19 protein-coding genes are annotated in these 18,429 nt (G+C 58.8%); 10 read left to right on the plus strand and 9 right to left on the minus strand.

Translation table 11 applies throughout. The features are described 5' to 3' along the window. Positions 1–173: 173 nt before the first annotated feature. Positions 174–1,253 (minus strand): 6-phosphofructokinase, encoded by a 1,080-nt coding sequence (locus OIL77_06485; GenBank protein ID HJI45050.1) that lies wholly within the window; start codon positions 1,251–1,253, stop codon positions 174–176. 139 nt (positions 1,254–1,392) lie between these two features. Next, complete coding sequence (locus OIL77_06490) at positions 1,393–2,478, minus strand: linear amide C-N hydrolase (GenBank protein ID HJI45051.1); 1,086 nt, start codon at positions 2,476–2,478, stop codon at positions 1,393–1,395. A 161-nt stretch (positions 2,479–2,639) separates the two neighbouring features. On the opposite strand from OIL77_06490, the gene OIL77_06495 reads away from it, so the two are divergent. Both OIL77_06495 and tnpA read left to right on the plus strand, forming a co-directional pair. Next, complete coding sequence (locus OIL77_06495) at positions 2,640–4,025, plus strand: M18 family aminopeptidase (GenBank protein HJI45052.1); 1,386 nt, start codon at positions 2,640–2,642, stop codon at positions 4,023–4,025. Between the two features lie 405 nt (positions 4,026–4,430). Beyond that, entirely contained in the window at positions 4,431–4,889 is a 459-nt protein-coding gene (gene tnpA, locus OIL77_06500) for an IS200/IS605 family transposase (protein ID HJI45053.1), read from the plus strand. A gap of 123 nt (positions 4,890–5,012) precedes the next feature. Here tnpA and OIL77_06505 read toward each other — a convergent pair whose 3' ends face one another. From OIL77_06505 to OIL77_06515, 3 genes are all read right to left on the minus strand, one after another. Further along, positions 5,013–5,960 carry a D-2-hydroxyacid dehydrogenase gene (locus OIL77_06505; GenBank protein HJI45054.1) on the minus strand — a complete coding sequence of 316 codons (948 nt, stop codon included), beginning with the start codon at positions 5,958–5,960 and terminating at the stop codon, positions 5,013–5,015. Between the two features lie 133 nt (positions 5,961–6,093). Then, the gene (gene map, locus OIL77_06510) at positions 6,094–6,981 is read right to left on the minus strand and encodes a type I methionyl aminopeptidase (GenBank protein HJI45055.1); all 888 of its coding nucleotides are present in this window, start codon (positions 6,979–6,981) and stop codon (positions 6,094–6,096) included. 164 nt (positions 6,982–7,145) lie between these two features. Further along, positions 7,146–7,922 carry a radical SAM protein gene (locus tag OIL77_06515; GenBank protein HJI45056.1) on the minus strand — a complete coding sequence of 259 codons (777 nt, stop codon included), beginning with the start codon at positions 7,920–7,922 and terminating at the stop codon, positions 7,146–7,148. Positions 7,923–8,097: 175 nt separating this feature from the next. Between OIL77_06515 and OIL77_06520 the strand changes: the two genes are divergently transcribed. The 8 genes from OIL77_06520 to OIL77_06555 all read left to right on the plus strand — a co-directional run bounded on the left by OIL77_06520 (position 8,098) and on the right by OIL77_06555 (position 15,026). Then, on the plus strand, positions 8,098–8,904 hold the full coding sequence (locus OIL77_06520) for an alpha/beta fold hydrolase (protein HJI45057.1): 807 nt from the start codon (positions 8,098–8,100) through the stop codon (positions 8,902–8,904). A 202-nt stretch (positions 8,905–9,106) separates the two neighbouring features. Continuing rightward, entirely contained in the window at positions 9,107–10,987 is a 1,881-nt protein-coding gene (locus OIL77_06525) for a response regulator (protein ID HJI45058.1), read from the plus strand. A 24-nt stretch (positions 10,988–11,011) separates the two neighbouring features. After that, on the plus strand, positions 11,012–11,368 hold the full coding sequence (locus OIL77_06530; protein HJI45059.1) for an Hpt domain-containing protein: 357 nt from the start codon (positions 11,012–11,014) through the stop codon (positions 11,366–11,368). 251 nt (positions 11,369–11,619) lie between these two features. Next, entirely contained in the window at positions 11,620–12,159 is a 540-nt protein-coding gene (locus OIL77_06535; GenBank protein ID HJI45060.1) for a hypothetical protein, read from the plus strand. 8 nt (positions 12,160–12,167) lie between these two features. Next, a complete protein-coding gene (locus tag OIL77_06540) occupies positions 12,168–12,497 on the plus strand; it encodes a helix-turn-helix domain-containing protein (GenBank protein ID HJI45061.1) in 330 nt (109 codons plus the stop codon). Positions 12,498–12,641: 144 nt separating this feature from the next. Further along, a complete protein-coding gene (locus OIL77_06545) occupies positions 12,642–13,403 on the plus strand; it encodes an ABC transporter ATP-binding protein (protein ID HJI45062.1) in 762 nt (253 codons plus the stop codon). Beyond that, entirely contained in the window at positions 13,400–14,224 is an 825-nt protein-coding gene (locus OIL77_06550) for a hypothetical protein (GenBank protein HJI45063.1), read from the plus strand. Before OIL77_06545 ends, OIL77_06550 begins: the two co-directional genes overlap by 4 nt. Then, positions 14,208–15,026 carry a hypothetical protein gene (locus OIL77_06555; protein HJI45064.1) on the plus strand — a complete coding sequence of 273 codons (819 nt, stop codon included), beginning with the start codon at positions 14,208–14,210 and terminating at the stop codon, positions 15,024–15,026. The genes OIL77_06550 and OIL77_06555 overlap by 17 nt, the downstream gene beginning before the upstream one ends. Before the next feature lie 110 nt (positions 15,027–15,136). Here OIL77_06555 and OIL77_06560 read toward each other — a convergent pair whose 3' ends face one another. From OIL77_06560 to OIL77_06575, 4 genes are all read right to left on the minus strand, one after another. After that, positions 15,137–15,946, minus strand: a complete 810-nt coding sequence (locus OIL77_06560; protein HJI45065.1) for a gamma-glutamyl-gamma-aminobutyrate hydrolase family protein — start codon at positions 15,944–15,946, stop codon at positions 15,137–15,139. A 54-nt stretch (positions 15,947–16,000) separates the two neighbouring features. Continuing rightward, a complete protein-coding gene (locus OIL77_06565) occupies positions 16,001–16,729 on the minus strand; it encodes an amino acid ABC transporter ATP-binding protein (protein HJI45066.1) in 729 nt (242 codons plus the stop codon). A gap of 72 nt (positions 16,730–16,801) precedes the next feature. After that, a complete protein-coding gene (locus tag OIL77_06570; protein ID HJI45067.1) occupies positions 16,802–17,635 on the minus strand; it encodes an amino acid ABC transporter permease in 834 nt (277 codons plus the stop codon). Continuing rightward, on the minus strand, positions 17,632–18,291 hold the full coding sequence (locus OIL77_06575; protein ID HJI45068.1) for an amino acid ABC transporter permease: 660 nt from the start codon (positions 18,289–18,291) through the stop codon (positions 17,632–17,634). Before OIL77_06575 ends, OIL77_06570 begins: the two co-directional genes overlap by 4 nt. Between the last annotated feature and the right edge of the window lie 138 nt (positions 18,292–18,429).

Genomic DNA, 18,429 nt, shown 5'->3' on the forward strand with positions numbered 1-18,429 from the left:
GAATAGCCTCGGCCTCCCTAGTTACCGCAGGAGGCCCCAGGGCTTTCCTCCCAAATCGTCCTCGGACATGTCAGGACCCCGCCGTGCGCTTCGCGCGGCGGGGTCCTTCCGTCCTGCGGAAAGATTTGGGAAGTAAGCCCTGGGGCCTCCGATGAGAGCAGTTCCAACCGAGGCTATTCGTCGCCGAAGCTGATGCCCAACGCCTTGGCCTCGCGCACCAGATCGCTCTGGGGGTCGACATACTTGAGCTTGCCGGCGACCTCCTCGAGCGGCATGTGGCACATCTTGCCGTCGCGCAGGGCGATCATGTAGCCAAATTCGCCGCGCAGGCAGCCCAGTGCCGCCTCGACGCCGCACTGGGTCGCAAAGATGCGGTCCTGGGCGTCGGGCTGACCGCCGCGCTGCGTGTGGCCGGGGATGGCGACGCGGGTCTCGCGACCGGTCTTGGCCTCGATCTCCTTGGCGATGTCGTACACGATTGACGGGCTCGTGCGCTCGGCAAGCTTCTTCTTGTATTCCTTCTTGGACAGCGCCGCGTCCTCCTTGGAGATAGCGCCCTCGGCGACGGCCACGATGGTAAAGCGGCTGCCGGTCTCCATGCGATGCTCGATGGTCTTGATGACGTTGTCCATGTCGTAGGGGATTTCGGGAATCAGGATGACGTCCGCGCCGCCCGCGACGCCGGCATACAGCGGAATCCAGCCGACCTTGTGGCCCATGATCTCGATGACAAACACGCGGCCGTGACTCGAGGCAGTGGTGTGGATGTCGTCGATGCACTTGGTGGCGACGTCGATGGCGCTCGTAAAGCCAAACGTCAACTCGGTGCCCCAGGTGTCGTTATCGATGGTCTTGGGCAGGGCGATAACGTTGAGGCCCTCTTCGCGCAGGCGGTTGGCGGTCTTGGTGGAGCCGTTGCCGCCCAGCATAAACAGGCAGTCGAGCTGCAGCTTGTGATAGGTGTGGACCATTGCGGGCACCTTCTCGACGCCGTCGGCCTCGGGAATATCCAGGCGCTTGAACGGCGTACGGCTCGTGCCCAGGATGGTGCCGCCACGGGTAAGGATGCCGCTAAAATCGGCGGGCGTCATGACGCGGAACCGGCTGTAGATAAGGCCCTGGTAGCCGTCCTCAAAACCATAGATCTCAATAGGCTCTTCGCTATTGGTCATAAGCGTTTTGACGATGCCGCGCATGGTGGCGTTGAGCGCCTGGCAGTCGCCGCCACTGGTAAGAAGACCGATCCTGAGCATGATGAATCCTTCCGGGCAAGTTATAACATGCGCATAAGTTTACCCCCGCACACTGTTGATACGGGGGTAAAACGTGTTAGCTCAAGCGTATGGAAATGTAAGCAACGTCAGGGAACGTAAGGTCGACGGGCCTGGCTCCTTACAGCGCAAAGGCGTCGACGTCGCCCCAGTGGCGGCGCAGAGTGATGGCGGCAGCGGGCTCGGTATTGTCAAAGATGACCGACCATTGCGTATTGCTGGTGATGTCTTCCGGATTGGGCTCTTGGGCTGCGGCGCGAAGGGTCTTCCAAGCGACTGCCTCGTCCTGGGCACCGGCGTGGGCGTCAAGGACATCGGCGATTGCGACGGCGCGCTCTTTACCATGGCCCAGCTCGTCATTCTTTTGGTCGGGCAGCACTTCGTCGCCATAGCAAGCGTAGAAGTTCGTAACCTGGCGTACGGGAGTCGCTTTGAAAGCACGGTTCGGATCGCGCGGATCCCACTCTACTACGCGCGCGTCACCGGCGGCGTCGTTGATAAAGAAGTGGTAATCGCGTCCTGCCATGGCGTGCATGTCGTAGGCGGAAAGCAGGTCGACAGCTTCTTGCGTGGTGGCGGCACGGTCGAGCACCAGGCGGATGGCGAGCGAGGTATTGATGACGGGGCGTTGCGTGTCCTGGTCACAGGGCTTGGAATCCAGAGTGAGTACGGCAATGGACACGCCGCATTCGTTAACACCGTCGAGCTGGGCAAACGGGCCCATGAGTGCGGCGGCGCGTCCGCCGACGGAGTCAAACGGAGTGTTATCGCCCAGGTTGTTAAGGGCAGCAAACCCGATGGAGGCATAGCCGTTGCGTGGGTGATTGCGCACCAGCAGCGCCGAGGTGTCGTCCTTAAAGTCGTAATTGCGACCGGTGCGCACGCGGCCTTCGGCATCTACGGCGACAAAAGCGCTGCAGGCAAACTGGGGCGCCTGGACATGTGCTGGCACGCCGGGCAACACCTGTGCCACCACAGCATCGATGTAGGCCTGGTCGTCGCGCACATCGGCGGCGATGATGCAGTCGAGGTCGTAGTCGTAGGCGATGTCGATTGCGTACAGGTCATAGCCATCCGCGTAGCCGGTCAAGCGTTTGAGCGACGCAGCGGATTTGATTTGCTTGCGGTAAACGATGCCGGCGGCAGCGGCAAGGCCGACGGCGACGCCCGCGACACCGCAGGCGATGGCAATGTTACGTGGCTTCATGACGGCTCCTCTCGTCCTGTTAGCGTAATTGTCGCAAAAGGAGCGCGGGCATGATGGCTCAACTTGGTGAGCGGCGCGGGATTAAACACGGAATGAAGAGTGCGGCGCTGGCGTGGCGGGGTATGCTGGAGGGGACCATCAACCCAGCGAAAGGGGAGAGCATGACGGATCAGGAAACGCCCGAGCGCGCGCATGTGACGGCCGACGATATCGAGGCCGCCAACGACCTTATCGACTTTATCGAGGCATGCCCCAGCATGTTCCATACGGCGGCGACCATTATGGCCGAGCTCGACGAGGCGGGCTTTACCTACCTGCCCGAGAACGCGGCATGGGACATCGAGCCGGGCGGGCGTTATTACACGCAGCGCAACACCTCGAGTGTCGTTGCCTTTAAGGTGGGCGAGGACCTGGCTGCTACGTGGGGCGAGGACGGCGTTGCCGGCGACTATCATTTTCAGCTCACGGCGTCGCACAGCGACTCGCCGACGTTTAAGGTCAAGGCTGTGCCCGAGCTCGATGGCGCAGGTGAGACGTTGCGCCTGAACACCGAGGCCTACGGCGGCATGATCGACTACACCTGGTTCGATCGCCCGCTGGCGCTCGCGGGCCGCGTGTTGGTGCGCGAAGGCGACCGTATTGAGAGCCGCCTGCTTGCCACCGAGCGCGAGGTCGCTATTATCCCGAGCCTTGCCATCCATATGAATCGTGGCGTTAATGAGGGCTTTGCGCCCAACCGCGCCGTCGACCTGTGCCCGCTCATCAGCGCTGGTGACCTTAAGCAGGGCGACTTTGATGCTCTGATCGCCGACGAGCTGGATGTTGAGCCCGAGCAAATTCTGGGCCGCGATCTGTTCCTGGTCAATCGCCAGGATGCGCGCATTTGGGGCTGGGCCGACGAGTTTATTTCGACGCCCAAGCTCGACGATCTGGCCTGCGCCTACACCTCGCTGCAGGCATTTTTGGGTGCCGAGAACGCGCACGACGTTTCGGTCTTCTGCTGCTTTGATAACGAGGAGGTTGGCTCCGAGACCAAGCAGGGCGCCATGTCGACGTTCTTGGCCGATGCACTGCGCCGCATTAACGGCTCGCTGGGCTTTGACGACGAGTCGTACCATCGTGCACTTGCCGCATCGATGCTTGTAAGTTGCGACAATGCACATGCCGTGCACCCCAACCACGCCGAGAAGTGCGATGCTCGCAATCAGGTGGTGCTTAACGGCGGCATCGTCATCAAGGAAGCCGCCAACCAGCACTACTGCACCGATGCCTTTAGCCGCGCGGTGGTCCAGGCCATCTGCGATGACGCCGACGTGCCCACGCAGGCCTTCGCCAACAAGAGCGATATGGCCGGCGGCTCCACGCTCGGTAACCTGTCCAATATGCAGGTGAGCATGCATGCCGTGGACGTGGGCCTGCCGCAGCTTGCCATGCACTCGAGCTACGAGACCGGCGGCGTGCGCGACGTGATGTACGCCATCCGCGCCCTCACCGCCTTCTACGAGCGCAACCTAACCATCAACGGCGCCGAAAGCGTGGAGCTCTAAAACCTGCTAAAAGGGACAGGTTTATTATGCAGGTTTTATCTGGGAAAATGCCGCAATGCCAACAGCTGGACGGAATTGTTGAGACACCGCAGGTTGAGCAAGCGTCAGCGAGCGATGTCCAGAGCGAACAAGTTGGCATGAAAAAGGCAAGGCATAGACCTTCTGGTCATGCCTTGCCTTTTGAATGACAAATTGTCGCTCTGGGCGGCGCGCAGCGTCGACCGGTCCGCCGTTCGTTAGAACGGCGGAACCCTAATTCAAGACTTTAGTCTGCTGGCCGCGCAGCGGCCAGCTTTAAACCACCCGCTACGCGGGTGGAGACAAACGGCTTTACAAAGCCACCCCTCCGACCGATATTGACGATTGTTCAGGCCGTCAGGAATTCGAGTCGAAGGGGTGGTCGCCATGGCCCAGAAGGCCTACAGCCTTTCCCACACGAAGTGGATGTGCAAGTACCACATCGTGTTCACGCCGAAGTATAGGCGCAAAGTGATCTACAGCCAAATCAGGAGCGACATAGGGGAGATCCTCAGGAAGCTGTGCGAGTACAAGGGGATCGAGATAATCGAGGGGCACCTGATGCCCGACCACGTGCACGTGCTGCTGGCGATCCCGCCGAAGTACAGCGTCGCGAGCGTCATGGGCTACCTGAAGGGGAAGAGCTCGCTGATGATATTCGACAGGCACGCCAACCTCAAGTACAAGTTCGGCAACAGGAAGTTCTGGGCGGAGGGCTACTACGTGTCCACCGTCGGCCTGAACGAGGCGACGATCGCCAAGTACATCAGGGAGCAGGAGTCCCACGACATCGCGCTGGACAAGCTGAGCGTGAAGGAGTACGAGGACCCCTTCAAGAGGGGGTGATCCCGCCGGTTCGACCGGCGCGCCACGGGTCAAGATGCACTAGGCCTGGACGAAGTCCGGGCCCGCGCCTTTAGACGCGAGCCCGGGGCCCGTGGGTTATACCCTAAGAGCAAACCACCCTTTTTAAGGGTGGTTCTGATGTTCGATCCAACAACGTAAAGTTTCGCCGGCTTGCAGGTGACGCAGATTCTCTGCGGCAATGTCGACCACATTGTTGAGCGTAGCCTCCAAGTGGAACCAACCGGAGACGTGCGGCGTGATGAGCATGTTGGGCGCATCCCACAGCGGGCTTGCGGCGGGCAGCGGCTCGGGGTCGGTGACGTCGACCGCGGCGCCGGCGAGATGTCCCGACTCCAGAGCGGCAACCAAGTCCTCGGCGACCACAAGATCGCCGCGACCGCCGTTGGCAAAGAAGGCGCCCGGCTTCATCGCGGCGAAGAACTCGGCGTTCGCCAGGCCGCGGGTCTCGGGTGTGCTGGGCATAAAGGATGCGACGACATCGGCCTCGGCCAGGCGCTCAGACAGGGCATCCATGCCGTCCATGTCCTCAAATACAATGGGGTAGACGAGCGGATGGCGCTTGATGCCGCGGACGTGTGCGCCCATGCTGCGGCAGAGCGTGGCAAAGTGGCCGCCGATATCGCCTGCGCCCAGCACCAGCACGTTGGCATTTTTGAGCGAGGTAACCGGCCCCAAATCCTCCCAGCGATGCTCGCGCTGCAAGTCGTGATAGCCGGGCAGGCGCTTCATCATTGACAGTACCATGGCAAACATGTGCTCGCTTACGGCCTGACCGTAGGCGCCGATCGAGCAAGACAGCTTGGCGTCAGCCGGCACGGTGCCAGCAGCAAGGTAGTCGTCATAGCCGGCGGTCTGCAATTGCAACAGCTGGAGATGCTCGCATGCCGTGAGCATGTCAGGGTCGATGTTGCCCAGGATCACGTCGGCATCGGCGACCTGCTCGTGCGTGGCGGCGTCGGCGCTCGTGTAGATAAAGTCTTCGCCCGGAGCGCTCGACTCAAGAATTGCGCGATGACGGTCGTTGACGGGCAACAAAACCAGAATGTTCACAAGCAGTCCTCTCCGCTCGACCTACCAAAAAGGGACAGGTTTATTTTGGCAGGTTTTATCAGGCAAAACGCTATAAAAACGCCGGGCTTCGCGATGGTTAACATATCCATCGTGAAGCCCGGCGCATCCACGGCTACCAGCTCAGCAGCTCGTAGCCGTCCTCGGTCACCACGAGCTGTACCTCGCACTGGGCCGAATCGCTGCCGTCCTTGGTGCGCACGCACCAACCGTCGCCCTTGCTAATCTTGATGTCGGGCGCCCCGGCGTTGACCATGGGCTCGATGGTAAAGACCATGCCCGGAGCCATGATGGTGTCCACATCGGGCGCCTCGGTGGTAAAGCCCACAAACGGGTCCTCGTGGAACTCCTTACCGATGCCGTGTCCGCCGTACTCGCGCACCACGCTAAAGCCGGCGTCCTCGACGGTCTTTTGCACGGCCTCGGCCATAACGGACAACGGCAGCCATGGCTTGACGGCCGCCAGACCCGCCTCCACGCTGGCACGGGTGACGTCGACTAGGCGCTGGCGCTCGGCCGAGACCTCGCCGATGCAGAACATGCGGCTCGAGTCGCTAAAGTAGCCGTCTAGGATTGTGGAGCAGTCCACGTTGATGATGTCGCCCTCGTGCAACACGTCCGCATCGCAGGGGATGCCGTGGCAGACCACGTCGTTGATCGAGGTGCACACGCTCTTGGGGTAGCCCTCGTAGTGGAGGTCGGCCGGCGTGCCACCGTGCTCGACGGTATAGTCGTAGATCATCTGGTCGATCTGGTTGGTGGTCATACCGGCGGCGATATGCTCGCCCACGTAGTCGAGCACACCCACGTTGATGGCGGCCGAGCGCTTGATGCCCTCGATGTCGGCGGGCGTCTTGTAGAGCGTGCGGGGCAGAACCTCCCAGCCCTCCTCCCACAGGCGCTCGAGGCGCTCGTCGAAGGCGCTGTGACATTTCTTATATTTTTTGCCGCTGCCGCACCAGCAGGCGTCGTTGCGGCCGGGCACGGGTCCGTTGTCATACATGGCTAACTTCCTTTCATCCGCAGCTAGTATAGCCCACTAACATGCCTATATGAGTTGCGGTGATATAGTTCCGATTTAAGCGGTTTAACGGCATAAACAGGAACTATATCACCGCAACTGATGGGGTGAGAGGGGGCGCTGGCTGCCTGGATCGTGGCCTCGTGCTAGTAGCTCACTTGGCAGGGGATGCCGAGGGCTTGGACGCGTGCGGCGATGGCGTCGAGCACCTCGGGTGCTGCCTTGGCAAGGCCGGCGACCGGCGTCTCGCGCGCCACCGTGTAAATGGTTGCTTCCTGCGGGCGAATGCGCTCAAGCGCTGCGAGCCAAGGACCAACGTATTCCTCGCCGGTGTTGTCGATGGACTTACCCTGGTACTCGCCCGTCAAAAAGATCGTCTGGATAATGACGTGGCCGTCAAAGCTTGCGAACGTCTCGATCTGATGTTCAACGTCGTACGGGCCGACGGGCTGGTCGAGCAGCTGGATAAATGTCGGGTCAACGGTATCAAGCTTGAGGATGTTGTCGTCGACCATCATGAGCGCATCGTGCACCTCGGGGCGATCGGCGCGCGTGCCGTTGGAGAGCACGGCGATCTTGGTGTTCGGGGCGAGCTCGTCGCGCAGTGCAACGGCACCGGCAATCGCTTGGGGAAACTCCGGCGCGGCGGTGGGCTCGCCGTTGCCGGCAAACGTGATCACATCGGGCAGCTCGCCCTCGGCCGACATCTCACACAGCTTGGCCTCGAGCGCGTCGAGCACCACGGCAGCGGTGTTATACGGCTCGTGGCAGGGGCGCTCGGCGTTGAGACCGTTCTCGCAGTAGATGCAGTCAAAGGTGCAAATCTTGCCGCTGGCGGGCATCATGTTGACGCCGAGCGAGAGGCCAAGACGACGGCTGCGGACGGGCCCAAAGATGGGGCTGGCATTTAAAAACGTAGACATAGAAATATGCTCCTCAAGATAGTTGTGCCTAAGCATAGCATCGGCGCCAACGTATGGTCCGGGCTTGTGCTTTGCAGGTTTCGATTTTTAACTCCGCCCTCGATACCGCGCCATGAAAGGTATCGGGTCGGGTACAGTTAATGTGTTAACAAGGCACAAGACGATGAGGCGCAATATGGATTTTACGGTTGAGAATGCGGGCACCACGATTGCCTGTCGCGAGTATGCCGGCCCGGACGTGCCGTCCGACGCGCCTGCCCTGGTATGCGTGCACGGTGCCTGCGTCGACGGTGTCTTTTTTGACGGCATCGCCCGCGAGCTCAGCCGCGACTATCGCGTGATTGCCTACGACCGCCGCGGCTGCGGCGAGAGCGGCGATGCTGCGGACGGCCGCTACGACCTCACCGTTCAGGCAGCCGACCTGCAAGCCGTTATCGAGCACATCGGTGCTCCGGCAAACGTGCTCGCGCACAGCGCCGGTACGCTGGTGGCCCTGGAGCTTCTTCGTACAAACCCCGCCGTCGTCTCGCGTGTGATCCTTCATGAGCCCGCCGTTACGGACGAGGGCGCTGGTCTGGGCGTGGCCCCCGTTTTGCTTGACATGATTGCGGCGGGGAAGGTCTCGAGGGCATTGAGGGTCTTCTTGGGCGCCATCGGAGATCCGGACCCCGAGGCTCCCAAGACAACTGAGGCGGAAGCCAGACATGCCCTGCGCAACGGTCGTTGTTTCATGGCAAACGAATATGGGCTCGCCATGACCTATGCGCCCGAATGGGATAGCGTGCGTGCTTCGAGGGCCGTGGCGGCTGTGTTCCTGGGTGAGCTTTCGATTGGCACGTCCCGCGAGGCGGGCACGCGAGCAGCTGCAGAGTTCCTGGACTGCCCGCTCGTGACGATTCCCGGAGCGCATAACGGTCTTCGAGATCGCCCGACGGCAGCGGTTCGGGCCGTTCGCGATGTCCTGGAGCTCCAACGCATTTAATGACCCTGGCGGCCGACACCCACAAGCGTTTCTGCGATGTTAACAAACGCCCTCCAAACCTTGCGTCTGCAGCTCCAAATATACCGTTTGCCAACTCATGAAAATGTAACGATATTCATGCGCTTACCTGCATCAACAAGATGCTACCCTTGTACCATTTGATACCAACTGCTATCAAACGCAACGATTGAAAGGGCCCTATATGCTCAATAATCACGAGGCCAATCTAACCGACGAAGAGGCTGCCGCCGAGGTTGCCCGTGTCGCGAAGGTTTACCCCGTGGTCCGTCTGATGTCGGCCGATCAGGTCAAAAGCGAGCGCAACTGCCTGCTCGCCGGCGATCGGTGCCCTTGCCTGCGTCAGTCAAGTCTTGAGGCCTTGGCGACTTCGGATGAGATATCGGAGCGGCTGCTCAACGACGGCGTCGAGTACCGTGCTCGCGTGCGCTCTTTGACGGTCGAGGGCGAGCCTCACGTTTTGCTGATGGTGCGCCCGATCGATGAACAAGAGGTCGCAGAAGAGGACCTTGTCTACACCGATGTGCTGACGAGCGTTCGTAATCGCCGCTATTACGAGGAGAAGCTTCGCAACGCCCGCATGAACGCGGGCGTTGCGATGATTGACCTCGATGATTTTAGGGTCTTCAACGATACCTGTGGTCGTCATGCCGGCGACCTCGCGCTCGGCGCCGTGGCGGCGGCGATTCGGGGCGGCATTCGTTCGACTGACGAGCTTGTGCGCCTTGGCTGCGACAAGTTCGTGGCCGTCATGCCCAATATCCCCTCCGATGACTTTGCCCGTCGTCTGCGTCATGTATCCGATGCCGTCCATGCCACGATTGTCCCTGGTCACGAGCATGTAAGCCTTACGGCATGCGTGGGCGGTGTTCGCATCAATGGCGAGACGGTCGATGAGGGCGTAAACCGTGCCGTCCAGCTTTTAAGCCATGCCAAGGCAAAGCCCGGTACGGTTGTGACCGACAGCGATGCAATCGAGACCTTCCAAAGCGAAAAACCCTCGGTGCTTATCGTCGATGACTCCGAGATGAACCGTATTATCCTCAACGAGATGCTCAAGGACGAGTATCGCGTCTTGGAGGCGGACAACGGCCGTACGGCGCTCGATTTGGTTGACCGCTACGGCGATGAGCTGTCGCTTGTGCTGCTCGACATCATCATGCCGGGTATGAACGGGTTTGAGGTACTGGGCGAACTGTCACGCCGAACTGTTGCCGATAGCCTGCCCGTCATCATGATCTCGAGCGAGGATTCCGATGATGCGGTTCTGCGCGCGTACGAGCTGGGCGCCTCGGACTATATCAACCGCCCGTTTGACTCCCGTGTCGTGCGCCGCCGCGTAAGCAACACCATCCGCCTGTACGCCAAACAGCGCCGCCTGACGAACCTGCTGTCACAACAGTACAACGAGCGCGTCAAGAACAGTCGCATGCTCATCGACATCATGGCCGGCGTCATGGAGCTTCGCAACGGCGAGAGCGGTAGGCACGTTACGAACATCGAAAAGCTGACCGAGCTGCTGCTTGGCTATCTGGTCCAGCGTAGCGGCACGATCTTCCTCGACAATGAGGAACGCTCCACGATCGCCCTGGCTTCGGCGCTGCACGATATTGGCAAGATGTCGATTGACGATGCGATCCTCAACAAGCCCGGGCGCCTCACGCCCGAGGAATTCGAGATTATGAAGACGCATACCACGATTGGCGCCAACATGCTGCTCGAGCTGGGCAGCCATCACGCCGGCAATGCGCTTATGGAATATGCGTACCAGATTGCGCGTTGGCATCACGAGCGCTGGGACGGCAAGGGTTATCCCGATGGCCTTAAGGGCGACGAAATTCCCATCGCCGCGCAGGTGGTTTCGGTGGCTGACGTGTACGATGCACTGACGAGCGTGCGCGTATACAAGGACGCTATCCCGCACGAGGAGGCGATCCAGATGATCCTGGACGGTAAGTGCGGCACCTTTAACCCGCTGCTGCTCGATTGCCTGCTCGAGGTGCAAGACCAAATTGCCGAGACGTTGGCACGCCCCGCCGACGTCGTCGCGTTTCCCACGATTTAGTTTGACCAAAGGAGTTTTTAATCCATGATTTCCATGCGTGAGGCGTATGAGAAGATCGGCGCTAATTATGACGACGCGTGCGCTCGGCTGATGGGCGGGGAAATGCTTGCCCGCTTTGCCCTCAAGTTTTTGGATGACGAGAGCATGGACAAGCTGGAGGCCGCCATGGCGGCAGGAGACGCCGAAGGTGCGTTTATGGCAGCGCACACGCTCAAGGGCGTGAGCCAGAACCTGGGATTCGATAATCTGTACGAGCCGGCGGTCGTGGTAACCGAAGCGCTGCGCGGCGCCGATGCCGTTGACGGCGCCCGCGAGGGGATGCATGCGTTGCAGCAGCAATATGCGGCTACGATGTCGGCTCTGCGCGAGGCGGCCGAGTAAGAGGCTGTGAGCCTTGATGACTATGAGCGTGGATAATCTCCCGTTTTAGGCCCGGTGGCGGCCTCAAAGTGGGAGATTATCCACGCTCGTTCGATACGTGTCCAAAAATCCACGCTCACCTCTTCTGACTAGTGAATGGCCTATGCGCACTGGCGGGGCTTTCCGCATGCAATCCATATCGTTGTTCGATAAACTGTTCGAATAACGATAGAGCCGATGAGGGTGAGTGTATGTCCAACAGCGTTCAGCGTATGGCCAAGGCGGGCGAAAATATCAGGAAGCTTGGTTTTTGCATGGCAGCCGTTTTTGCAGGGATGCTCGTTGCTTTTGCCGCGTTGGTTGTTTACGTGATCTGGTATGCGGTTGCAAACGTTGCTTCTGTTGATTCTTTCGGTGTCGTGACGCTTCTCGATGGCGGGTGCATCGTTATCCCAAGCGGACTGTGCCTGGCACTCGTCGTGGGTATTTCGCTTGTCGTTTTGTGCGGGATCAGCCGTAACATCTCGCGAGGCGTCTCGCCCTTTACCAAGACGCATGTGCGGCTTATCCGTGTTCTCGCGCTTGCCTTTGCTGTTAACGCCGCGGTTTCGCTTGTTGGTGCCTATGGATCGGTCGATCTCACCATTGGCGGACTGGAGCTTTACATCGTGCCTCATTCCTTCGTTATTGAGATTTGCCAAGGCGCTACCTTTGATGCGGGGTCGTTTATCGGCGCAGTTGTCTGTCTGTTTATCTCGGCGATCTGGAGTTATGCCTCGCTGCTCCAAGAGCAGTCTGACGAGCTTGTGTAGGAGGAAACATGAGCTATCTCATCATCGAGCTTGAGACGCAGCTGCTTAAGACCGGAAAGACCAGTGCTGATCTGATTCGGGCGACGGGGCATACTCCGGCTAATATTTCAAAGCTTAGAAACGGAAAGATAAAAGCTATTCGCCTAAAGACGCTCCTCGATATCTGTGATGAGCTTGATTGTCAACCGGGAGATATTATTAAGCGCGTGAGTGAGAAAGAGCTTGAGGAGCTTATTGTTGAGCGTGCAAAAAACGTTGTGAGGCAGATGCGGGACGGCGGAGGCAATGAGGCGTCGCTTCCGACATCAGTCTTTGCTGTCGATTTGAGCGACGAGTAGCTTAAGACGAACAACTAAAACGAAATATCAGCGTGAAGGGACCCGTGTCTAACACGGGTTCTTTCTTTTAGATTATCTTGACAAATATGAGTTATCGAAAAACAATAACAACTATGGAAAACGATAAAGTAAAGAAGGAACGATATGAGCGGTTTTGCTATCAAGCGGAACGGGAGGCCAATGAACGTATCAACGATAAGGCTATCAAGGGTGTCAAAGCGCTATGGGAGGCGCCGCGTTTTGCATGACGTTTCCTTCGAGGTGCATCAGTCTGAGCTCTGCGCCCTTGTTGGTGCAAACGGGGCGGGCAAAAGCACGCTTATTAAAATCGTATTGGGCCTCTGTGAGCCATCGTCGGGGAGCGTGGAGCTCTTTGGAGGCAAGTCGAAAAAAGAGCTGAGCCTGATGCGGACGCGTGTCGGCTATGTGCCAGATTCCTGCGGAGCATACCAATCCCTCAGTGCGGCTGAGAATCTTCGGATCCGATGTGCGGAATGGGGGCTCGATGAGAAACGTGAGGTTCCTCGCGTCTTGGGCCTAGTCGGGCTGGACATCGATGAGAAAAAGAGCGTAGGCAGTTTTTCTCTGGGAATGAAACGGCGGCTGGATATAGCTACAGCTTTGTTGGGTGACACTGATCTGCTTATTTTTGATGAGCCAGCAAACGGGTTGGACCCGCTGGGCATTGAGAGCATATGGACCCTTATCGGCCGATTGAATCGGGAGCAGGGCAAAACCATGCTTATCTCTAGCCACGACTTGGATGAGCTGGCATCGGTTGCAACAAGTTGCGTGTTTATTCATGACGGTGAACTGCTGAAAAAGGAATCGATGGATGTCATAAGGGATGAGGCGTCGTCCCTAAAAGAGTATTACAGGCGCTTGATGAAGGCGGTCTCGCTATGAAGCGGGCGATCCATCCCATAAAGGCAGATATGATGCGTTTGCACAGGATATTTCCGGCGAAGTTTGGTCTTGCGCTTATGCTGGCGTTCGGCCTTCTCTTCGGCATCTTTCTAAAAAACGGAACAACGTTGCTCGCCTTTGGCTATGGCGTTTGTGGGGAGGATATTGGTTTCCTCTGGAATGCAATCGATCCTTCTGCGCCTGATGAGTCCCTTGCGCGCAGCGCTTTTGCCGGTACATCCCTGTTCGTTCCACTCATCGTTTGTTTGGTGCTTTTACAGGAGCATGGCTATAAAGAGGGGCACCGAATTTCTTCGGCAAGAGGTCTCAACCGCTTTTATGGGGCTCTAGCCCATGCATTTTCGTCTGCTTTAATAATTGGCGCAGCGTATAGCGCGCTTTGCCTTCTTCTTTTTGCAATAGCCATAATACGTGGAGGGCATAACTACTCGCACAACATACTAACTGCATTTTTGCCTGCAATGATAGTCAACGCTGTATTGGTGATATCGGTTGCGCTGGAGACGGTGACCATCTATCGGATTACAGGCAGCGCTGTATTGAGCGGGGCTGCGATAATTATTGGATTTGTCATGAGCTTGACGCTCTACGGAACCTTCCTCCAGGCGCCCATACCATCCTTGCGATGGATTTTCCTCCTTCCGGGGCCGTACCTTGGAGTCGGATGTGCCCTTGGGTATAGAGATATGGGTCAGCTGACACTTCTGGGATATGGCGTGGCAGCCAGCTGTCTATCGGTATTGATTTATGCTCTCGTGAGCTTTCGCGCTGGGGGTGTGCTCAATGACTCGTCAGATTAAAAGACTTCTCCAGTCAGAATTGAAGCATGTGAGCAAATGGGCGTACGCCTTAATCCTGGTAATTTATGCGTGCATGGTGGTATTGCAGCTTAATTCTTTCCCGATGTGGTTCTGTAGCCTCCGTGAGAACAGTTTCTTGGGCTTTTTCCCAGACCCGACGCTTCGGCTATCGGCAGAGGATGTCCTTCTATTTGGTAATGCAGAGGTTTTCCGCGGTTTGCTGTTCAACGTAGCCCCGTTGGCTCATGCATTGTTCTTTCCGTTCATCGCGGCTTGCATTGTGCCGCGCTTTGTCAGTTCGGGCTTTATTGAGGAACCGTGGGGGTTGTCGGAGGCTCGGGGAGGGAAGCGTGTGTGCGCTATCGTTGCGCGAGTGGTGCTGTCTTCTTTTGCCCTTTTGGGCGCGTTTATCTTGTCGAGTGTCGTTTTGTACTGTCTTAACTGCGTAATCGTTTTGGATGCTCAGCAGTATTTCAACCTGAATATTTTTTGCTATCGACTTCTTCTGGCGAGTGTCGTCTGCCTTGCATACGTGGTCTCTTGCGTGATTGCTGTTTCCTATTTTGGATCCGGCTTCGGTCCGATTGGCATGCTGCTGCTTGTCAACGTTGTAGCGATCTACATACAGCTCGGGGCCATTTCCATGCTTCCGCTTCCGTCCTCGATGCTCATGTGGATTTGTGGCGTGACCCCGTTGGGGAATGGTCAATGCATCTCGATTTTAATTGACTGCCTCATAAACGTAGCAAGCGTTTTTATCATTTGCTTTACTGTCGACCGATTGCGGTCGAGATTTCTCTGATTGTTTGTGAGGGATAATCATACCGAGCATATCAAATACAGGGGGGGCGGGCACCGTAGCTGGTGTCCGCCCCCCCGGCTTAGGAGGCTTTAACCTGAGTGGTTCGCGAGCTAGCGGGCCTGCTTTACCTTTGCCGCCGCCTCGACAAACGACTTCCACAGGTTAAAGTCGGTTTCGAGCGTCTTCCACGTGTACTCGGGATGCCATTGCACGCCTAGACAGAATGGTTGGCCTTCGACCTCGATGCACTCGGGAACACCGTCGGTTGCCTTGGCGACCAAGCGCGTGCTTTTACCCAGACGATCGACGCAGCAGTGATGTGCTGAGTTGGTCTGGATCAGTCTGTGGCCGCCAAGCGCGCGCTCCAGCAGCGAGCCCGGCATGACCTCGACAGGGTGCACGGGATCGTTGAGCACGTGGGTATGGCGCCACTGTGTGCGGCCCTCGCGAGCGCCCAGGCTCGGCACGTCCATGCACAGAGTGCCGCCAGTGGCGACATTGAGCAACTGCGTGCCGCGGCAGGTGGTAAAGAGCGGCTTTTTGGCGCGGAGCACCTCGCCGACCAGCTTAAACTCAAAGCTATCGCGGATCTCACAGCAGAGGGTGGGGTCGTAGGGTCGATCATCGCCCCAACGTTTGGGATTGACATCGGGGCCGCCGGGAATGGCGATGCCGTCGGCGATATCGACGTAATGACGGATAACCTCGATGTCCTCGGTGATGGACATCTGAAGCGGCAGGCCGCCGGCGGCAAGGATGGCATCGACAAAGACGCTGGCAATTTCCTCGTTGGGGGAGAGCGTCTCGCTCAAAAACGGCTTCGCCTCTTCCCAGCGCGGCGCGACGAGGATAAGCGGGCGGTCGGCAGGGGCGACGTCGACATGCGGGGTAAAGGACGATGAAGTGCGAGTTCCGATCATAGGTGTAACTTTCGAATCCGGATGGTCATGGCAAACGGGCGAGCGCGCAGCTGGTTAGTGGCCCTTAATGGAGTTGAGGAAGTCCTGGGCGCGCTTGGTCTGGGGATGGTCGAAGAACTCGTCGGGCGTGCCGGTCTCCGCGATCTGGCCGTCGGCCATAAACACGACGCGGTCGGCCACGCGGCGGGCGAAGTTCATCTCGTGCGTGATGACGATCATCGTCATGCCCTGCTGGGCCAGACGAACCATGACCTCGAGCACCTCGTTGATCATCTCGGGGTCAAGGGCGCTCGTGGGCTCATCAAAGAGCATGGCCTTGGGCTGCATGGCGAGCGAGCGGGCGATGGCCACGCGCTGCTGCTGGCCGCCCGAGAGCTGAGCGGGCACCTTGTCGGCCTGTTCGGCAACGCCCACGCGGCTCAGCAGGTCCATGGCGCGCTCACGAGCTTCCTCCTTGGACACGCCCAGCACGTCGACCGGCCCCAGCATGACGTTCTGCAGCACCGTCATATGCGCGAACAGGTTGAACTGCTGAAACACCATGCCCAGCTCGGCGCGCATGCGGGCAAGATCCTTGCCTTCCTGCGGCAGAGGCTCGCCCTCGATGAGGATCTCGCCCGAGTCGATGGTTTCCAGGCGGTTGATGGTTCGGCACATGGTCGACTTGCCCGAGCCCGAGGGGCCGATCACGACGACGACTTCGCCGCGGTCGACCGAGAGATTGATGTCGTTGAGGACGTGCAGATCGCCATAGTGCTTATCGACGTGCTTGAGCTCGATCAGCGGCTGATTACCGGTAGAAGAAGTGCTCTGTGCCATGGTGCTCGGCTCCTTATGACTCGAAATGGTAAATCGTTAGCGAATGATGGTCGCGCCGGTCTTGTGCGAAACGTAGACAGCGGCCTTGTTGATCGCGACGTTGATGAGGATGTAGATGACCGCGATAACCAGGTAGACCGACACGAGGGCGTCGTAGTTGGTAATGAGCACGCGGGCATTTTGCATGAGGTCGGGGTAGCTCACCACGTAGGCGACGGTGGTGTCTTTGACTACGACCACGAGCTGCGAAATCAACGACGGAATGATAAACCGAATCGCCTGGGGCAATACGATTTTAAAGGTGATTTTGGCCTTGGAGAGACCGAGCGCCTGGGCTGCCTCGACCTGACCACGCGGCACGGCGTTGACGCCTGCGCGGAAGATCTCGGCAAGTACGCCGGCTGCAGCGAGCGCGACGGGAAGCGTGAGCATCCAAAACGACGGCAGTGAAATCTTGTACTGAGGCAGCACCAAAAAGAAGAAGTAGATGAACAGCAGGCTCGGCACGCCACGGAAGAAATCGGTGAGCACGCGGCAGACCAGCTGCAGCGGCTTGATGTCGCTGGTACGGCCGAGCATGAGGGCTAAGCCCAGTACCAGCGCGATGGCGCCGGCGGTGAGCGCGACCTTTACCGTGCCCTCAAAACCGGCAAGCAGGAACTTCCAGGTGGTGAGGTGCGTAAAGAAGTACCAGTAATGGACCGAAAGCTGGCCGGTCACATAAAAGCGCTGCAGTACCAGAGCGATGAGCGCGGCCACGGCAACAAGTGAGATAGCGGTGCCGACGCGAATCTTGGCGCGCATCTTGGGGCCGGGAGCCTCGTAGAGCGCATCGCGCATGGTGAGCGCGGAGGTGGAGTGCTTGCTCATCGGAGGATCCTCACCTTCTTATCGATATAGTTGCCAATGTGGCTCACCACAAAGGCCGTGCCCAGGTAGCCGAGCGCCGAGATAAAGAACGCGGCGACGCCGCCGAGCGAGCGCGTGTTGATGTAGCTCACCACGCCGGTGAGCTCCTGCGGTTTAAGCGGCACCTGACTGCCGAGCGCGGTGGTGAGCATGACGGCGATAAAGAGGTTGGTCATGGGCAGCACGCTCGAGCGCAGCGCCTGCGGAATCACGATCTTGGCGAGGATACGGCTGAAGCTCATGCCCAGCGAGCGGGCGGCTTCCACCTGGCCGACGCCGACGGTGTTGATGCCGCTCATAAAGTTTTCGGAGCCAAAGGCCGAGCCCAAAAGGACCGTGGCGACGATAACGCAGGTGCGGTAGGGCAGGACGACCTTGAGCGGCGGCAGCGCGTAGACGACGATGATAAGCAGCGCGATGCCGGGGATGTTACGGAAGACCTGGACATACAGGTCGCCAAAGACGCGCAGCGGCTTGAGCGGCGACACGCGCATCACGGTGACGGCGACGGCCAGCACCATGGCGATGGCAAACGACTCAAGCGTCATGCCCCAGGTTGCGAGCAGCGCGTCGATATAGTTCTGGCCATAGAGCGACCAGAGCTCGGAGAGACTCATGCGGACCTCCCGCCGGTAAGGAAAGGGGCTCCCGTGTGTACGGAAGCCCCGACAACTCAGTGAGGAAACAGTTTACCGCAATAAAGCGCATCGTGCGTTTCCGTATGGTTTCGTTGCGGCCGTTACCAGGCTCGCTGC

The sequence above is a fragment of the Coriobacteriaceae bacterium genome, from assembly GCA_025993015.1.
Classification (GTDB): domain Bacteria; phylum Actinomycetota; class Coriobacteriia; order Coriobacteriales; family Coriobacteriaceae; genus Collinsella.

What these genes read in the sequence shown, in the direction of transcription:
- OIL77_06555 (HJI45064.1), top strand. Translation starts at nt 14,208, where the DNA reads ATGACTCGTCAGATTAAAAGACTTCTCCAGTCAGAATTGAAGCATGTG.
- OIL77_06520 (HJI45057.1), top strand. Translation starts at nt 8,098, where the DNA reads ATGGATTTTACGGTTGAGAATGCGGGCACCACGATTGCCTGTCGCGAG.
- OIL77_06540 (HJI45061.1), top strand. Translation starts at nt 12,168, where the DNA reads ATGAGCTATCTCATCATCGAGCTTGAGACGCAGCTGCTTAAGACCGGA.
- OIL77_06530 (HJI45059.1), top strand. Translation starts at nt 11,012, where the DNA reads ATGATTTCCATGCGTGAGGCGTATGAGAAGATCGGCGCTAATTATGAC.
- tnpA (HJI45053.1), top strand. Translation starts at nt 4,431, where the DNA reads ATGGCCCAGAAGGCCTACAGCCTTTCCCACACGAAGTGGATGTGCAAG.
- OIL77_06485 (HJI45050.1), bottom strand. Translation starts at nt 1,253, where the DNA reads ATGCTCAGGATCGGTCTTCTTACCAGTGGCGGCGACTGCCAGGCGCTC.
- OIL77_06490 (HJI45051.1), bottom strand. Translation starts at nt 2,478, where the DNA reads ATGAAGCCACGTAACATTGCCATCGCCTGCGGTGTCGCGGGCGTCGCC.
- OIL77_06495 (HJI45052.1), top strand. Translation starts at nt 2,640, where the DNA reads ATGACGGATCAGGAAACGCCCGAGCGCGCGCATGTGACGGCCGACGAT.
- OIL77_06535 (HJI45060.1), top strand. Translation starts at nt 11,620, where the DNA reads ATGGCCAAGGCGGGCGAAAATATCAGGAAGCTTGGTTTTTGCATGGCA.
- OIL77_06570 (HJI45067.1), bottom strand. Translation starts at nt 17,635, where the DNA reads ATGAGCAAGCACTCCACCTCCGCGCTCACCATGCGCGATGCGCTCTAC.
- map (HJI45055.1), bottom strand. Translation starts at nt 6,981, where the DNA reads ATGTATGACAACGGACCCGTGCCCGGCCGCAACGACGCCTGCTGGTGC.
- OIL77_06560 (HJI45065.1), bottom strand. Translation starts at nt 15,946, where the DNA reads ATGATCGGAACTCGCACTTCATCGTCCTTTACCCCGCATGTCGACGTC.
- OIL77_06525 (HJI45058.1), top strand. Translation starts at nt 9,107, where the DNA reads ATGCTCAATAATCACGAGGCCAATCTAACCGACGAAGAGGCTGCCGCC.
- OIL77_06550 (HJI45063.1), top strand. Translation starts at nt 13,400, where the DNA reads ATGAAGCGGGCGATCCATCCCATAAAGGCAGATATGATGCGTTTGCAC.
- OIL77_06515 (HJI45056.1), bottom strand. Translation starts at nt 7,922, where the DNA reads ATGTCTACGTTTTTAAATGCCAGCCCCATCTTTGGGCCCGTCCGCAGC.
- OIL77_06575 (HJI45068.1), bottom strand. Translation starts at nt 18,291, where the DNA reads ATGAGTCTCTCCGAGCTCTGGTCGCTCTATGGCCAGAACTATATCGAC.
- OIL77_06545 (HJI45062.1), top strand. Translation starts at nt 12,642, where the DNA reads ATGAGCGGTTTTGCTATCAAGCGGAACGGGAGGCCAATGAACGTATCA.